This window comes from Pseudonocardia hydrocarbonoxydans (assembly GCF_006539565.1).
GTDB classification, from domain to species: domain Bacteria; phylum Actinomycetota; class Actinomycetes; order Mycobacteriales; family Pseudonocardiaceae; genus Pseudonocardia; species Pseudonocardia hydrocarbonoxydans.
The window spans coordinates 1-14,578 of the sequence record NZ_BJNG01000018.1 but is presented as its reverse complement, the minus strand read 5'-3'; the positions used below and the strand labels follow the sequence as shown (position 1 = coordinate 14,578).

At 72.3% G+C, this 14,578-nt stretch carries 13 protein-coding genes; 9 read left to right on the top strand and 4 right to left on the bottom strand.

Annotation, left to right across the window (positions count from 1 at the left end):
• Window positions 1-32 precede the first annotated feature (32 nt).
• Genes PHY01_RS12560 through PHY01_RS12550 form a run of 3 tightly spaced genes read right to left on the bottom strand, consistent with a single transcriptional unit; the run spans window position 33 to window position 2,347 of the window.
• Window positions 33-896, bottom strand: a complete 864-nt coding sequence (locus PHY01_RS12560; RefSeq protein ID WP_141278793.1) for a dihydropteroate synthase — start codon at window positions 894-896, stop codon at window positions 33-35.
• Window positions 897-899: 3 nt separating this feature from the next.
• On the bottom strand, window positions 900-1,583 hold the full coding sequence (locus PHY01_RS12555; RefSeq protein WP_141278792.1) for a cobalamin B12-binding domain-containing protein: 684 nt from the start codon (window positions 1,581-1,583) through the stop codon (window positions 900-902).
• On the bottom strand, window positions 1,580-2,347 hold the full coding sequence (locus tag PHY01_RS12550; RefSeq protein WP_141278791.1) for an IclR family transcriptional regulator: 768 nt from the start codon (window positions 2,345-2,347) through the stop codon (window positions 1,580-1,582). Before PHY01_RS12550 ends, PHY01_RS12555 begins: the two co-directional genes overlap by 4 nt.
• Before the next feature lie 146 nt (window positions 2,348-2,493).
• Here PHY01_RS12550 and PHY01_RS12545 point away from each other — a divergent pair, with 146 nt between their 5' ends.
• Genes PHY01_RS12545 through PHY01_RS12520 form a run of 6 tightly spaced genes read left to right on the top strand, consistent with a single transcriptional unit; the run spans window position 2,494 to window position 10,786 of the window.
• On the top strand, window positions 2,494-3,948 hold the full coding sequence (locus PHY01_RS12545; protein WP_141278790.1) for a trimethylamine methyltransferase family protein: 1,455 nt from the start codon (window positions 2,494-2,496) through the stop codon (window positions 3,946-3,948).
• Between the two features lie 11 nt (window positions 3,949-3,959).
• Complete coding sequence (locus PHY01_RS12540) at window positions 3,960-6,470, top strand: GcvT family protein (protein ID WP_141278789.1); 2,511 nt, start codon at window positions 3,960-3,962, stop codon at window positions 6,468-6,470.
• A gap of 3 nt (window positions 6,471-6,473) precedes the next feature.
• On the top strand, window positions 6,474-7,223 hold the full coding sequence (locus PHY01_RS12535; protein ID WP_141278788.1) for an electron transfer flavoprotein subunit beta/FixA family protein: 750 nt from the start codon (window positions 6,474-6,476) through the stop codon (window positions 7,221-7,223).
• Window positions 7,220-8,176 (top strand): electron transfer flavoprotein subunit alpha/FixB family protein, encoded by a 957-nt coding sequence (locus tag PHY01_RS12530; protein ID WP_141278787.1) that lies wholly within the window; start codon window positions 7,220-7,222, stop codon window positions 8,174-8,176. Before PHY01_RS12535 ends, PHY01_RS12530 begins: the two co-directional genes overlap by 4 nt.
• A gap of 3 nt (window positions 8,177-8,179) precedes the next feature.
• A complete protein-coding gene (locus PHY01_RS12525) occupies window positions 8,180-9,073 on the top strand; it encodes a methylenetetrahydrofolate reductase (protein WP_141278786.1) in 894 nt (297 codons plus the stop codon).
• Window positions 9,074-9,088: 15 nt separating this feature from the next.
• A complete protein-coding gene (locus PHY01_RS12520) occupies window positions 9,089-10,786 on the top strand; it encodes a formate--tetrahydrofolate ligase (RefSeq protein WP_141278785.1) in 1,698 nt (565 codons plus the stop codon).
• A gap of 101 nt (window positions 10,787-10,887) precedes the next feature.
• Here PHY01_RS12520 and PHY01_RS12515 read toward each other — a convergent pair whose 3' ends face one another.
• Complete coding sequence (locus tag PHY01_RS12515) at window positions 10,888-11,358, bottom strand: hypothetical protein (protein WP_141278784.1); 471 nt, start codon at window positions 11,356-11,358, stop codon at window positions 10,888-10,890.
• 394 nt (window positions 11,359-11,752) lie between these two features.
• On the opposite strand from PHY01_RS12515, the gene PHY01_RS12510 reads away from it, so the two are divergent.
• The 3 genes from PHY01_RS12510 (at window position 11,753) to PHY01_RS12500 (ending at window position 14,467) form a co-directional block, all read left to right on the top strand.
• Complete coding sequence (locus PHY01_RS12510) at window positions 11,753-12,937, top strand: alpha/beta fold hydrolase (protein ID WP_141278783.1); 1,185 nt, start codon at window positions 11,753-11,755, stop codon at window positions 12,935-12,937.
• A gap of 108 nt (window positions 12,938-13,045) precedes the next feature.
• Window positions 13,046-13,300, top strand: coding sequence for a hypothetical protein (locus tag PHY01_RS12505; protein WP_141278782.1), 255 nt, complete (start codon window positions 13,046-13,048; stop codon window positions 13,298-13,300).
• Between the two features lie 636 nt (window positions 13,301-13,936).
• Window positions 13,937-14,467: a hypothetical protein gene (locus PHY01_RS12500; protein WP_141278781.1), complete on the top strand. Its 531-nt coding sequence runs from the start codon at window positions 13,937-13,939 to the stop codon at window positions 14,465-14,467.
• Window positions 14,468-14,578 lie beyond the last annotated feature (111 nt).

Sequence of the window (14,578 nt, the reverse complement as noted above, 5' to 3'; positions counted from 1 at the left end):
GAGGTCGGGCACGGGGAGGTCGGGCACGGGGATCAGGTCCCCGCCGCGGCCTGGGCGGCCCGGAACCGCGCGATCCACGCCGCGCCCCAGTCGTCGTTGCCCAGCAGCAGGTCGGCCGCCTTGACCGCCTCGACGATCTGCGGGGAGCGCACGTCCATGATCGCGCTGGTCAGGCCCGCGTGCATCGCCATGGCCAGGAACCCCGCGCCCAGCGCGGCGCGTCCGGGCATGCCGAACGAGACGTTGGAGGCGCCGAGGGTCATGTTGAGGCCGAGCTCGTCGTGGATCAGCTCGATGGTGCGCAGGGTCGTCCGCACCAGCGACGTGTCGGCGCCCACCGGCATCGCCAGCGGGTCGATCACGATGTCCTCGACCGGGATGCCGTACTCGCCGACCGCGATGTCGACGATCTTCCTGGTGATCTCCAGCCGCCGCTCCGGCTCGTCGGGGATCTCGTCCTCCTCGTTGGGCAGGGCGATCACCGCCGCCCCGTGCCGGGCGACGATCGGCAGGATCGCGTCGAGCCGTTCGCGCTCGCCGGTGACCGAGTTGACCAGCGCCTTGCCCCGGTAGACCGCGAGCCCGGCCTCCAGCGCCTCGACGACCGACGAGTCGATGACCAGCGGCAGGTCGGTGAGGTCCTGCACCATCGTGACGGCCGTCGCGAGCAGCTCGGCCTCGTCGACGAGCGGGATGCCCATGTTGACGTCCAGCATCGTCGCGCCCGCGGCGACCTGCTCCTCGACGTCGACGGCGATGCGCGAGAGGTCGCCGCGGCGCAGCTGCTCGGCGAAGATCTTGCGGCCGGTCGGGTTGAGGCGCTCCCCGATCAGGCAGAACGGCTGGTCGCCGCCGATGACGACCTCGCGGGTCGCGGAACGCAGGACGGTGTGCACGTCTCAGACCCCCACGGTGGCGCGACGGGCGGCGAGCAGCTCCTTGGCCCGGCGGACGGCGGTGGCGGCGTCGGCGGCGTACCCGTCGGCGCCGACGGCGTCGGCGTACTCCTGGGTGACCGGGGCGCCGCCGACCATCACGATCACCTGGTCGCGCAGGCCCGCCTTCTGCAGCGCGTTGATGTTGGCCTTGAACATCGGCATGGTCGTGGTGAGGAACGCCGAGAAGCCGACGATGTCCGGGTTGTGCTCGCGGATGCCGGCGACCACCTTCTCCGGCGAGACCTGCACGCCCAGGTCGATCACGTGGAAGCCGGCGCCCTCCAGCATGATGTTGACCAGGTTCTTGCCGATGTCGTGCACGTCGCCCTTGACGGTGCTCATCAGGAACGTGCCGACGGTGCGGGCGCCGGTCTCGGCCAGCAGCGGGCGCAGCACGTCCAGCGCTCCGCTCATCGCCTTGCCCGCCACCAGCATCTCGGGGACGAAGAAGTCGCCGCGCTCGAAGCGGGCGCCGACCTCCTCCAGCGAGGGGATGAGCGCGTCGAACAGCATCGTCTCCGGCGTCAGCCCGGCGGCGAGCCCTTCGTGGGTCAGCTCCAGCACGCGCGGCCGGTTGCCGACGAGGGTCTCGTCGTAGAGCCCGCGCAGGATCGCCGCGTGTTCTGTCGCAGCGTGGTCGGTCATGACACGTCCCTTCGAGCGGGGTAGTGGCCCAGCAGCGCCGACAGGCCGCGGAGCTCGGCGACCAGCAGGTCGCCGAGGCGGGTGATGCCGTACTCGTTGACCCGGCTCGTCGGGCCGGACACCGAGACGGCCGCGACGACGGTGCCGTCGACCGTCCGCACCGGTGCACCGACGGCGGCGAGCCCCAGCTCCAGCTCGTCGAGCGAGGCGGCCCAGCCCCGGCGCCGCACCTCGATCAGGGCGTGGTCGAACTGCGCACGGTCGACCGGGGAGTGCGCGGTGCGGCGTTCGAGCGCCCCGCGCGGCAGGTCGAGCGCCCCGTAGGCGTAGAGCACCTTGCCCAGCGCCGTGCAGTGCGCGGGCACGTCGACCCCGACCCAGCTGACGGCCCCGAGCAGGTAGCGGCTCTCCACCTGGTCGATCTGCACGGGCGTGCCGCCGCGCGGGACGGCGAGGTTCACCGTCTCCCGCGACAGTTCCGACAGGTGCTCCATCGTCGGCCGGGCGAGCTCGGAGAGGTCGTGCAGCGCGCTGGGCCGGGCCGCGTGCAGCGAGAACAGCGCGCCCGGGCGGAACGCCCCCGCCCGGTCGCGGTGCACCAACCTGCTGCGCTCCAGGGCGTGCAGGAGCCGGGAGGTGGTGGATTTCGCCATGCCGAGCTCGTCGACGAGCGAGCTGAAGGTGCGCGGCGTCCCCGACTCGACGATGACGCCGAGCAGGGCGCCCGCGCGTTCGACGGCCTGGCTGCCCGTATGCGTAGCCATCACGATCCGCCTCTAAACCTGTGTCGGCAAAAGTTTCACAGTATGGAACCGCTGTTCCTGGAAACGCGGTTACTGTGACGCCGGTCGCCCGGCCCGTCAAGAGGCCGGATGGCCCGAGCAGAATTCGGTCACGAGCGGAGAAGCGCATGTTCCGCAATCGGATGCCCCGTTACGAGATCCTCTCCGAGGACGCGATGGCCACCCTCGACGGCGGCTGGCGACGGCTGGTGTCGGAGATCGGGGTCGAGTTCGGCGACGAGCGGGCGCTGGAGCTGTTCCGCCGGGCCGGGCAGAAGGTCGAGGAGTCCGAAGAAGGCGCCGGGATCGTCCGGTTCGACCCGGACTTCGTCCTGGAGCAGGTCGCGAAGGCGCCGCGCTCGTTCGACGTCCAGGCCCGCAACCCGGCGAACTCCGTGCACATCGGCGACGACGCCATGGCGTTCGGCGCCGTCTACGGCCCGCCGTTCGTGCGCGAGGGCGAGGTCCGCCGCGACGCCACGATGGACGACTTCGAGAACTTCGCCCGCCTGTCGCAGGGCTTCGGCGTGCTCGACTCGGCGGGCGGGATCGTGTGCGAGCCGGAGGACACCCCGCTCGATTCACGGCACCTCGACATGACCTTCGCATTGCAGACGCTCACCGACAAGATCTATATGGGCAACGTCGTCTCCGGCGTGAATGCCGCCGACACCCTGGCCATGACGGAGATCCTTTTCGGCGGCCGGGAGTCCATCGAGCGCACGCCCGCCACCATCTCCTTGATCAATTGTAATTCCCCGCTGCGCTGGGACGAGCGCATGCTGGAGGCGCAGTTCGCCTACTGCGAGGCCGGCCAGGCCGTCGTCATCACGCCGTTCCTGTTGATGGGGGCGATGTCGCCGGTGTCGATCCCGGCGGCGCTGGCCCAGCAGATGGCCGAGGCGCTCACCGGGATCGCGCTGTCCCAGCTGATCCGCCCGGGCTGCCCGGTGGTCTTCGGGTCGTTCCTGTCCAACATCGACATGCAGTCCGGGTCGCCGTGCTTCGGCACCCCCGAGTCGGCGGTCGGGCTGCTGTGCACCGGGCAGATCGCGCGGCACTTCGGGCTGCCGGTGCGCTCGGGCGGCGGGCTGACGTCGAGCCAGACGGCCGACGCCCAGGCCGGCTACGAGTCGCTGATGACCATGCTCCCGACGTTCCTCGCGGGCATCAACTGGGTGATGCACTCCGCGGGCTGGCTGGAGGGCGGGCTGGTGGCGAGCTACGAGAAGTTCGTCCTGGACTGCCAGGTGCTGGAGATGCTGCAGCACGAGTTCACCCCGCTGGAGATCGACGAGGCGTCGCTGGCCTTCGACGCGCACGACGAGGTCTGCCACGGCGGCCACTTCCTCGGCGCGGCCCACACGATGGAACGGTTCCGGACCTGCTTCTACCGGCCGTTCGTCAACAGCTCCGACAACTACGACCGCTGGATGCGGGGCGGCGGCAAGGACGCCGCCACCCGCGCCGGCGAGCTGGCCCGCAGGAAGATCGACGAGTACGAGCCCCCGCCGCTGGACGACGCGGTCCGCGAGGAGCTCGCCGCGTACGTGACCCGCCGCCGCCGCGAACTCGGCGACTGAGAGAGGACACCATGGCCACCGTCCCCGCCACCGCCCGCGTCGTCGTGATCGGCGCCGGCATCGTCGGCAACAGCCTCGTGCACCACCTCGCGCGGCTCGGCTGGCGCGACATCGTGCAGATCGACAAGGGCCCGCTGCCCAACCCGGGCGGCTCCACCGGGCACGCGTCGAACTTCATCTTCCCCGTCGACCACTCCCGCGAGCTGGCCGACCTCACCCTGGACTCGGTGCGCCAGTACAAGGAGCTGGGCGTGTTCACCGAGTCCGGCGGGTTCGAGGTCGCCCGCACCGAGGAGCGGATGGAGGAGCTGCGCAGGCGGATGTCGTCGGCGCGCGCCTGGGGGGTCGAGGCCGAGCTGGTCACCCCGGAGCAGGTCGTCGCGCGCGTGCCGTTCCTGGACAAGGACACGATCCTGGGCGCGTTCTGGTGCCCGTCGGTCGGCGTCGTCGACTCGCTGCGCGCGGGCACGCTGTTCCGCGAGTCCGCGCTGGCCATGGGCGCGCTCACCGTCGTGCCGACCGTCGAGGTCGTCGGCATGGACGTCGAGGCGGGCCGGATCGCCCGCGTGCGCACCACCGGCGGCGACATCGAGACCGACACCGTCCTCGTCGCCTGCGGCGTGTGGAGCCCGAAGCTGGCCGCGATGGCGGGCGCGTCGATCCCGCTCACCCCCGCGGTGCACCAGATGATCTCGGTCGGGCCGATCCCGCAGCTCGCCGAGCGTCCGGGCGAGATCTCGTTCCCGATCGTCCGCGACATGGACACCTTCTGCTACGAGCGCCAGCACGGCGCCGACATGGAGGTCGGCTCCTACGCCCACCGCCCGATCCTCATGGACGCCGAGGAGATCCCGTCCATCGAGCAGGCCAAGCTCTCCCCCACCGAGATGCCCTTCACCGCCGACGACTTCGACCCGCAGCTGGAGCAGGCCTACGAGCTGATGCCCGACGCGCTCGGCGCCGAGGGGGCCGAGATGCGCTACGCGATCAACGGCCTGCTCTCGCTGACCCCGGACGGCGGGCCGCTGCTCGGCGAGACCCCCGAGGTCAAGGGCCTGTGGTCGGCGGCCGCGGTGTGGATCAAGGAGGGGCCCGGGGTCGGGCGCGCGGTCGCCGAGTGGATGACCCACGGCCACTCCGAGATCGACGTGCACCACGCCGACATCGCCCGCTTCTACCCGCACCAGCGCACCCGGGCCTACGTGCGGTCGCGCACGTCCGAGGCGTTCAACAAGACCTACGGCATCGTGCACCCGGCCGAGCAGTGGTCCGGCGAGCGCGGCAAGCGCCTCGCGCCCATGCACGCCGCCGAGCAGGCCGCGGGCGCGGAGTTCTTCGAGACCGTCGGCTGGGAGCGGCCGTTCTGGTACCGCTCGAACGAGGCGCTGCTCGGCGAGTACGGCGACCGGGTCATGCCGCGCGAGCACGAGTGGGACGCCCGCTGGTGGTCGCCGATCATCAACGCCGAGCACCTCGCGATGCGCGAGCGGGCCGGCATCGTCGACCTGTCCGCGTTCGCGATCTTCGACGTGGTCGGGCCCGCGGCGGAGCAGGCCGTGCAGGGCATCGTCGTCGCGCAGGCCGCGGTCGCCGACGGCCGGGTGATCTACACACCGGTGCTCGACGCCAAGGGCGGCTTCCGCTCCGACCTCACCGTCATGCGGCTGGCCCACGACCGCTACCGCGTCGTCACCGGCGGCGCGCACGGCATGGCCGACCTCAAGTGGTTCGCCGACCACCTCCCCGCGGGGGCCGCGGTCGTCGACCAGACCTCGGCGTTCACCACGATCGGGCTGTGGGGCCCGCGGGCCCGCGACGTGCTGGGTCGCCTCACCGACGCCGACATCTCGCACGAGGGCTTCCCGTTCCTCACCTGCCGGCGCATCGAGCTGGGCAACGTCGAGGTGCTGGCGTCGCGGATCTCGTATGTCGGCGAGCTGGGCTGGGAGCTCTACGTGCCGATGGAGCAGGGCGCCCGGGTGTGGGACCTGCTGCACGAGGCCGGGCGGCCGGACGGCGCCGTCCCGGTCGGGATCGGCGTGTACGGCACGACGGGCCGGCTGGAGAAGGGCTACCGGGCCTACGGGTTCGAGCTCGACGGCGAGCGGTCCATCGTCGAGGCGGGGATGGCCCGCCCGAAGGTCAAGGACGCCGGCTTCGTGGGCCGCGACGCCTACCTCGCCCAGCGGGAGGCGGCGCCGCTCTCGGTGCTGTGCACGATGACCGTCGACGACCACACGTCGGCGAGCGGGGGCAGGCGCTACATGCTCGGCGGCGAGCCGATCCTCACCCGCGACGGCGGCCCGCTGACCGACGGCCACGGCCGTCACCCCTACGTCACCTCCGCCGGGTCGGCGCCGTCGCTGGGCGCCCACGTGCTCATGGCCTACCTGCCGCCGGACGAGGCCGTGGTCGGCAACCGGCTCGCCGTGTCCTACATGGAGGAGCTCTACCCGGTCACCGTGCGGTCGAACGACGCCACACCGCTGTTCGACCCCACCAACGAGCGGATCCGGGGCTGAGCCATGGCGGACGTGCTGGTGTGCATCAAGCGCGTGCCCGAGGTCGCGGGCGAGGTGGCGCTCACCGACGACGCGCAGGGCGTCGACGCCCGCCACGTCGGGTACACGATCAGCGCGCACGAGAGCTGCGCGGTGGAGCTGGCGGTGCGGATCGCCACCGGCACCGGGGGCGCGGCGACCGTGCTGACGCTGGGCACCGACGACGCGGTCGAGCAGCTGCGGACGGCCCTGTCACTGGGGTGCTCCCGGGCGGTGCTGATCGAGGCGGACCCGTCCGGGTTCGGCCCGGCCGACGTGGCGCGCGAGATCGCGGCCGTGGCCCGGGAGCACGACGTCGTCCTGCTCGGCAACGACGCCGCCGACACCGGCGACTTCCAGGTCGGCATCCGGCTCGCGTACGCGCTGGGCCGCCCGGTGGTCAACGGGGCGCGGACCGTCGAGGTGGCGGACGGCGCGGTGACCGCGCAGGTCGACGGGCCCGACGGCATCGAGAACTACGCGGTGCCGCTGCCCGCCGTCGTCACCGTGCTGGAGGGCGGTGTCGAGCCGCGCTACCCGACGATCACCGGCCGGATGAAGGCGAAGAAGGTGCGGGTCGAGACGGTGACACCGCAACGCGGGCCGGACGGCCCGGGCCGGGTGCGGCTGCTGCTGCCGCCCGCCCGACCGAACGTGGTCGAGGTGCTCGGCGAGGGGCCGGACGCGGCGAAGTCGGTGGTCGACCTGCTGGAGAAGCTGGGGGTGGCGCGATGATTCTCGCGTTCGTGGAGACCGACGCCTCCGGCGCCACCGAGGTCTCGCGCGAGGCCCTCACCCTCGCCGCGCGCATGGGCGCCCCGCTGCACGCGGTGGTCGTCGGGGCCCTGCCGGACGGGGTGGTCGAGCAGCTCGGCCGCTACGGCGTCGAGGTCGTCCACCACGCCGTCGGCGACGCGGTCGCGGCCTTCGGCGGGGCCGCCTGGGCCGCGGCGGTCCAGGACGCGGCGGGCGACGCCGGGGTCGTCGTCGCCCCCGGCACCCCGCGCGGCATGGAGGTCGCCGCCCACCTGGCCGCCCGCCTCGACGTGCCGATGGCCGCGAACGTCGTGGCCGCCGGGGCCGGCGACCCGCTGCGGGTCACCCGTCAGGTCGTCGGCGGCTCGGTGCTGGAGGAGATGGAGCTGCCCGCGCGCCCCGCCGTGCTCACGGTCGCGGGCCACGCCGTCGAGGACGAGCCCGGCGACGGGGTCACGGCGACGCTGCGCACGTTCACCCCGCAGGTCGCCGACGCCGACCTCGTGGCCCGGGTGGTGTCGGTCGAGCCCGTCGACGACGCCGGCCGGTCGGACGCGCTCACCTCGGCGCGGGTCGTCGTCGGCGCCGGGCGCGGGGCCGGGTCGGCGGCCGGGTTCGACGCGACCGTCGAGCTGGCCGAGCTGCTCGGCGGCGCGCTCGGGGTCTCCCGGGTCGTCACCAGCCTGGGCTGGCGCCCCCACCACGAGCAGATCGGCCAGACCGGCAGCCGCATCTCCCCCGACGTCTACATCCCGTGCGGCATCAGCGGGGCCATCCAGCACTGGGCCGGCTGCGCGAGCTCGAGGACGATCCTGGCGATCAACAGCGACGAGGCCGCGCCGATGGTCACCAAGGCGACGTACGCGGTGATCGGCGACATGCACGAGGTCGTCCCCGCGATCAACGCCGAGATCCGGCGACGGCGGGGCTGAGGGATGGATCCCGCCGTGGTGCGGCAGCTGATGGCGCGGTTCAGCGTGGAGATCACCCCGCGGGAGGCGCCGACGCTCCCGCCCCTGGCCGACGTCCTGGCCCCCGGGACGGCCGTGTACCTCACGTTCCTGCCGCACACGCCGTGGGCCGACACCGTGGCGGTCGCCCGGTCGGTCCGCGACGCCGGGATGCGGCCGGTGCCGCACCTCGCGGCCCGGGCCGTGCCCGACCACGCCACCCTGCGGCGGATGCTCGCCGACCTCGCCGCGGTGGGCGTGCGGGACCTGCTGGTCCTCGCCGGCTCGCTCACCACACCGGTCGGCGAGTTCCACGAGGCGGCCCAGGTCCTCGACAGCGGGTTGCTGGCCGACGCCGGCATCACCCGCGTCGGGATCGTCGGCCATCCGGAGGGCCATCCCGACGTCGACGACGACGAGCTGCTGCGCGCGCTGCTGGCCAAGTGCCGCATCGCCCGGGAGCGCGGCCTGGACCTGCACCTGGTCACCCAGTTCGCCTTCGCCCCCGAGCCGATCGTCGCGTGGGAACGCCGGATCCGGGCCCACGGCGTCGACGTGCCGGTGCACGTCGGGCTGCCCGGCCTGACGACGCCCGCCCGCCTGCTGCGGTTCGGCCTGCGCTGCGGGGTGGGGGCGTCGCTGAAGGTGCTGCGCCAGCAGGCGGGCGGGGTGCTGCGCCTGGCCACCTCCCCCGTCCACCATCCCGACGCCACCCTCGTCGGCGTCGCGGCGGCCGCGGCCGCCGACCCGGCCTGCCTGCTGCGGGGGATCCACTTCTTCCCGTTCGGCGCGCTCGCGCCCACCGCCGCGTGGGCGGGCGACATCCGCGACGGCCACTTCGTCGTCGACGACAGAGACCGACTGCGCGTGACCGCCTGAGCTCTGGAGACACCCATGCCCTTCCCGTCCGACCTGCAGATCGCCCAGGGCGCCGCGCTCAAGCCGCTCGGGGACGTCGCCGCCGCCATGGGCATCGGGCCCCACCTGATGGAGGCCTACGGCGAGCACGTCGCCAAGATCAAGCTCTCCGCCGTCGACGAGCTCGCGGGCCGGCCCCGGGCGAAGTACGTCGTCGTGTCCGCCGTCACCCCCACACCGCTGGGCGAGGGCAAGACCACCACCACCGTCGGGCTCGGGCAGGCGCTGTGCGCGACCGGGCGGCAGGCCACGGTGGCGATCCGGCAGCCGTCGATGGGCCCGACGTTCGGGATCAAGGGGGGCGCGGCGGGCGGCGGCTACAGCCAGGTCGTCCCCATGGAGACGCTCAACCTGCACCTGACCGGTGACTTCCACGCGGTCACCGCCGCGCACAACCTGCTCTCGGCCGTCCTGGACAACCACCTCTTCCAGGGCAACACCACCGGGATCGACCCGCACGACATCACCTGGCGGCGGGTGCTCGACGTCAACGACCGCGCGCTGCGCAACGTGATCGTCGGCCTGGGCAGCCGGATGGACGGCATCCCGCGGCAGACCGGGTTCGACATCACCGCCGCGAGCGAGGTGATGGCGATCCTCGCGCTCAGCCGCTCGCTGCAGGAGATGCGCGAACGCTTCGGGCGCATCGTCGTCGGCTACACGAAGGGCCGCACACCGGTCACCGCGGAGGACATCGGCGGCGCGGGCGCGATGACCGTCATCATGCGGGAGGCGCTCAAGCCCAACCTCATGCAGACGCTGGAGAACACGCCGGTCCTCGTGCACGCCGGCCCGTTCGGCAACATCGCCCACGGCAACTCCTCGGTCGTCGCCGACCTCATCGGCATCCACAGCGGCGAGTTCCTCGTCACCGAGGCCGGGTTCGGGGCCGACATGGGTGCGGAGCGGTTCTTCAACATCAAGTGCCGGGCGTCGGGGCTCGTCCCGGACGCCGCGGTCGTCGTGGCGACGGTGCGGGCGCTGAAGGCGCACTCCGGGCGGCACCGGATCGTCGCCGGGCAGCCGCTGCCCGACGCGCTGTTCGCCGAGAACCCCGACGAGGTCCACATCGGCGGGGCCAACCTGCGCAAGCAGATCGAGAACATCCGGCTGCACGGGGTCTCGCCGATCGTCGCGATCAACGCCTTCCCCGGCGACCACCCGTCCGAGCACGCGGCGATCGCCGAGATCGCCGCGGAGGCGGGGGCGCGGGCGGCGGTCTGCACGCACTTCACCGACGGCGGTCGCGGGGCCCGGGAGCTGGCCGAGGCGGTCGCCGAGGCCGCCGACGAGCCGTCGGCCTTCCGCTTCCTCTACCCGGACTCCGCCCCGCTCCGGGAGAAGATCGAGACGATCGCCACGAAGGTCTACGGGGCGGCAGGGGTGGACTACGACCTGCTCGCCGCCCGCCAGCTCGCGACCTACGAGGCGAACGGCTACGGCGGCCTCCCGGTCTGCATCGCCAAGACCCACCTGTCGCTGTCGTCGGACGCGTCGCTGACGGGCGCGCCGACGGGCTGGCGACTGCCCGTGCGCGAGGTGCGCGCGTCGGTCGGCGCCGGGTTCATCTACCCGATCTGCGGCGACATGCGCACCATGCCGGGCCTGGGCGCCACCCCCGCCGCGCACCTGATCGACATCGACCGGGACGGCAACATCGTCAACCTCTCCTGAGCCCGGGTACTCCCGCCTCGAACGGAACCCGGTCGTCGTCCGTCCCGCCCACGACAGCGATGAGGTTCCGTTCACGCGGGCCCGGCGCACGTCACGCCGGATCAGTCCTCCGGCAGTCGCCCGGTCGAACCCTCGGCCAGCGCCCTGTCCACCTTGTCGAGGACGCCTCGCACCAGATCGCCGAACGCATCGCCGCCCAGGGCGTCGGATGCGGCTCGTGCCCTGCCGAGGAACTCGCGGGCGCGGTCCGCATCACCGAGACGCCGGTGATCGTCGGCCAGGCTCGCGTAGAGCGACGGCAGGAATCCGCGCACCCGCAGCCGCGGATCGAACTCCTGCGCGCGCTCGTCGCTCACGCCGTCGACCGCCGCCAGGGCACGCTCGTCCCACATCAGCTCGTCGCGCTGGTCGTCCTGCAGGTCGGCCATGACGTGCGCGACCACGCAGCGGTGGAAGTCGTCGCCCTGCACCTCGGCCCAGATCACCGCCAGCTCCTGCCGGGCGGCCACCCGGTCACCTGCTCGACCGCGCTGCACCGCGGCGGTCACGCGGGCCATCACGTCGTCGTCCATCCGGACCCCTTCCGGTCACTGCTGCGTGGCCACCCTCGACCCTGGAGCAGGTCGACGGTCAAGCCCGTTCGCGGCGTGCACACGGCCCACCGGCTGCGGACCTCGACGTCGACGGGACGCTCGTCGATCGACGCACGGGGGTCTCGATGACGTGGGGGGATCCCGATTTCACCTCGACGACCACGGGGCTCGACGACGCCGCGCACACACCATTCGGGTCCGTGCACAGTCCGCGCTCGCACCTGGATCCGTGCGGAGGATCGCTGCGCAGGCGCGTCGGCAATCTCGACGCCGGGAGCAGACACCCGATGGGGTGCGGACCCCGCCGCTCCGGGGGTCGTTGATCCGGTGAGCGCGGTCGTCCCCGTCTGCGCCGCCCCGACTGGAGGAATCGATGAGGAACCCCCTGGGCACGGCCCGGCACCGGACCGGCCTGGTGACGGTCGCCGCCCTGGCCGCGGTCACGGCCCTCGTCGGTCCCGGCGTCGCGTCGGCCGGCCCGAACTCCGACCCCGCCGTGGTCGCCGCCTCCGTGGCTCCGGACAACGGGCGGACCTGCACCACCAGCGAGCTCCCGGTGGACCTGCAGCCGGGCGTGGTGGTGGCACCGGGCTCCGACCTGGGTGTCACCTTCGACCGGGAGCGCAACGACCAGTTCGTCGTGGTCAAGCTGTGCCTGCCCGACGGTGCCGCGCCCCGCGCCGTCCAGGTCCTCACCCACGGCATCACCTACGACCACCGCTACTGGAACATCGCCGACCCCGCCGACCCCGGGGCCGACACCTACTCGTGGGAGGCCGCCGCGGCCGAGGCCGGCTACGCCACGGCCGCGATCGACCGGATCGGCAACGGGGAGAGCAGTCGCCCGCTGTCGGCCTTCGTCGACATCACCTCCAACTCGACGGCCCTGCACAACGTCGTGCAGGCCCTGCGCGAGGGTTCCGTCGAGGGGCAGCAGGGCGGGTTCGACCGCGTCGCGCTGGTCGGTCACTCCTACGGCAGCTTCACCAGCATGATCGCGGCGTCCCGGTTCCAGGACGTCGACGCGGTCCTGCTCACCGGATACACCCACCGCGTGAACAACCGGACGCCGGTGGCCATCGAGACCGGCATCTACCCGGCGTTCCTCGATCCCCAGTTCGCCGGGGAACCCCTCGACCCCGGGTACGCCACCCCGCGCCCGGGCACCCACCGCGGCCTGTTCTACGCGCCGGGCACCGACGTCGACCCGCGGATCATCGAACGCGACGAGGCCACCAAGGGCACCGTCACCCAGAGCGAGCTGGCCAACTTCCCGCTCGTCCAGACCACCGTCCTCGACATCGACGTCCCGGTCTTCCTCCTCAACGGGGACAACGACGGCATCTTCTGCAACCAGGAGTTGATCGACCTGGGCACCGACTGCTCCTCCGCCGAGCGCGTCGTCGAGCAGGAGCGGCCGTTCTTCCCGAAGGCCCCGTCCGTCGAGGCGTACGTGGTGCAGGGCCCCGGCCACGACCTCAACGCCTTCTTCCAGGCGCCCGAGGCCTTCGAGGTCTCGATGGACTGGCTGCAGGGCGTCGTGCCGGCCACCGGCTGAGCTGGAGTGCGGTCCGGCGCACGAACAGCCGTCCGGGCCGCACTCCCCTGGTCTCCGAGCGGTGTCAGCGCGATGCGCTCGCACTCCCCGCGCTGGCAGGCTGGGCCCATGGAGATCGTCGCAGTGGACCCACGGGACCAGCAGTGGGAGTGCGGCTCGCCCTCCTACCGCGTCCACTTCCACGAGGGCACCAGTTCCGACGAGTACGAGGTCCGCGGCGCCGAGAGTGTCCAGGTCGTCATCGAGTGGGCGGAGAACGACCACGCCGGGCGCCCGTACGTGCTCTACGCCCGTGTCGATCGAGACGGCCTCGGGCTGCTGCGACTCGCGGGGCGAGAGCCGCACGAGGCGCCGCTTCCGTAGGCCACCGTCACGCAGAGGCGGAGGCGTTGCGTGCCGGATCGTGAAGATCAGTCCGTGGAAGCCGTGAACAACGCAGAAGCGGCCCCTGACCATGTATCTGCTGGTCAGGGGCCGCTTCTGCGGGGTGTGGCAGGTGAAGGATTCGAACCTTCGTAGGCTAAGCCGACGGATTTACAGTGCACTGTCAACATGGCCTTGACCTGCGGCGGAGCCGCGTCCACACCTGCTGCGTCCGTGCATAGTCCGCGCGGGCCGTTCTTGCACGTCCGCGCCCGAGTGTCGGTGGTGATCTCCTCGCGGCGCGGGTGGAACCCTTCCGGGTCGAGGGGTGGGGTGCAAGGCATGTAGTCCCGCCTTGTGGCCCACCCCTCGACCCGGTAGCCCTCGGGCGCGCCGTGAGGGGATCGCCACCCCGCCGCACCTCCCCCGATCTCTGAGCGGTGTCGGGTTCGGGCAGAGCCCGGTTTGTCGCTTCCGGAGTACCGTCGGTTTGGCATGGACATCGGGGGTGGGACGTTGACGGAGCCATCTGCTTCACCGCAGCCGTACGGCGGCATTGTTCTGGCTGGGCCCCGGGCGAGCGGCAAACGGACGGTGGCATTCGCCCTGACGAGTCTTCGAAGGAGCTACGCCGCCATGCCCGCGCTGACCGTGGCCGCCCGTTCGCCGGTCGATGCGGAGCAGACGACCCAACGTCATCTGGACGACCTGCAGGCCTGGGCGCAGGTCTTCCACCGGTTCACGACTGACGGTGACACCTTCGTCTACGACCGGGAACGCCTGAGCAAGCTCCGTGAGCAGGGGCGTATGCCCGTCGCCTGCGTCGACGACATCGCCACCGTCGAGGCGTTCGAGCGGGAGGCCGACGACTGGCTCCACGTGCTGCTCTGGTGCCCGCGCGAGGAGGCCGAACGCCGCCTTGCCGATGGTTGGACAGCCAACGAGGGGCAGCCGGCACCTGAGCGCGGGTGGGTACGTCGGTGGGAGAAGTCGACCAAGGGCCTTCTGAGGGACCCGCGTCGGTTCACGCTGGCGATCCGCTCGGATCACCTCGATGCGGTTCAGATTGCGCAGATCGTTCACCTCGCCGCGCAGGCAGGCAGGTCGACGCCGCACAGTGCCTCGCGTCCAGGTGCGACATCTGCCGCACAGACGGGCAGCGGGTAGATCCGTTGCCTGATCGGCCTCTTGGTTCACGGTCGCTTCCGCTGGCCGGGTCGGGTAGCCGGCCACGCCGGCCGACCGCGGGCCGGAGGCGGAGCGGTCGAGCCGAGCGCC

What these genes read in the sequence shown, in the direction of transcription:
- PHY01_RS12555 (WP_141278792.1), bottom strand. Translation starts at nt 1,583, where the DNA reads ATGACCGACCACGCTGCGACAGAACACGCGGCGATCCTGCGCGGGCTC.
- PHY01_RS12550 (WP_141278791.1), bottom strand. Translation starts at nt 2,347, where the DNA reads ATGGCTACGCATACGGGCAGCCAGGCCGTCGAACGCGCGGGCGCCCTG.
- PHY01_RS12545 (WP_141278790.1), top strand. Translation starts at nt 2,494, where the DNA reads ATGTTCCGCAATCGGATGCCCCGTTACGAGATCCTCTCCGAGGACGCG.
- PHY01_RS12540 (WP_141278789.1), top strand. Translation starts at nt 3,960, where the DNA reads ATGGCCACCGTCCCCGCCACCGCCCGCGTCGTCGTGATCGGCGCCGGC.
- PHY01_RS12535 (WP_141278788.1), top strand. Translation starts at nt 6,474, where the DNA reads ATGGCGGACGTGCTGGTGTGCATCAAGCGCGTGCCCGAGGTCGCGGGC.
- PHY01_RS12530 (WP_141278787.1), top strand. Translation starts at nt 7,220, where the DNA reads ATGATTCTCGCGTTCGTGGAGACCGACGCCTCCGGCGCCACCGAGGTC.
- PHY01_RS12525 (WP_141278786.1), top strand. Translation starts at nt 8,180, where the DNA reads ATGGATCCCGCCGTGGTGCGGCAGCTGATGGCGCGGTTCAGCGTGGAG.
- PHY01_RS12520 (WP_141278785.1), top strand. Translation starts at nt 9,089, where the DNA reads ATGCCCTTCCCGTCCGACCTGCAGATCGCCCAGGGCGCCGCGCTCAAG.
- PHY01_RS12515 (WP_141278784.1), bottom strand. Translation starts at nt 11,358, where the DNA reads ATGGACGACGACGTGATGGCCCGCGTGACCGCCGCGGTGCAGCGCGGT.
- PHY01_RS12510 (WP_141278783.1), top strand. Translation starts at nt 11,753, where the DNA reads ATGAGGAACCCCCTGGGCACGGCCCGGCACCGGACCGGCCTGGTGACG.
- PHY01_RS12505 (WP_141278782.1), top strand. Translation starts at nt 13,046, where the DNA reads ATGGAGATCGTCGCAGTGGACCCACGGGACCAGCAGTGGGAGTGCGGC.
- PHY01_RS12500 (WP_141278781.1), top strand. Translation starts at nt 13,937, where the DNA reads ATGCCCGCGCTGACCGTGGCCGCCCGTTCGCCGGTCGATGCGGAGCAG.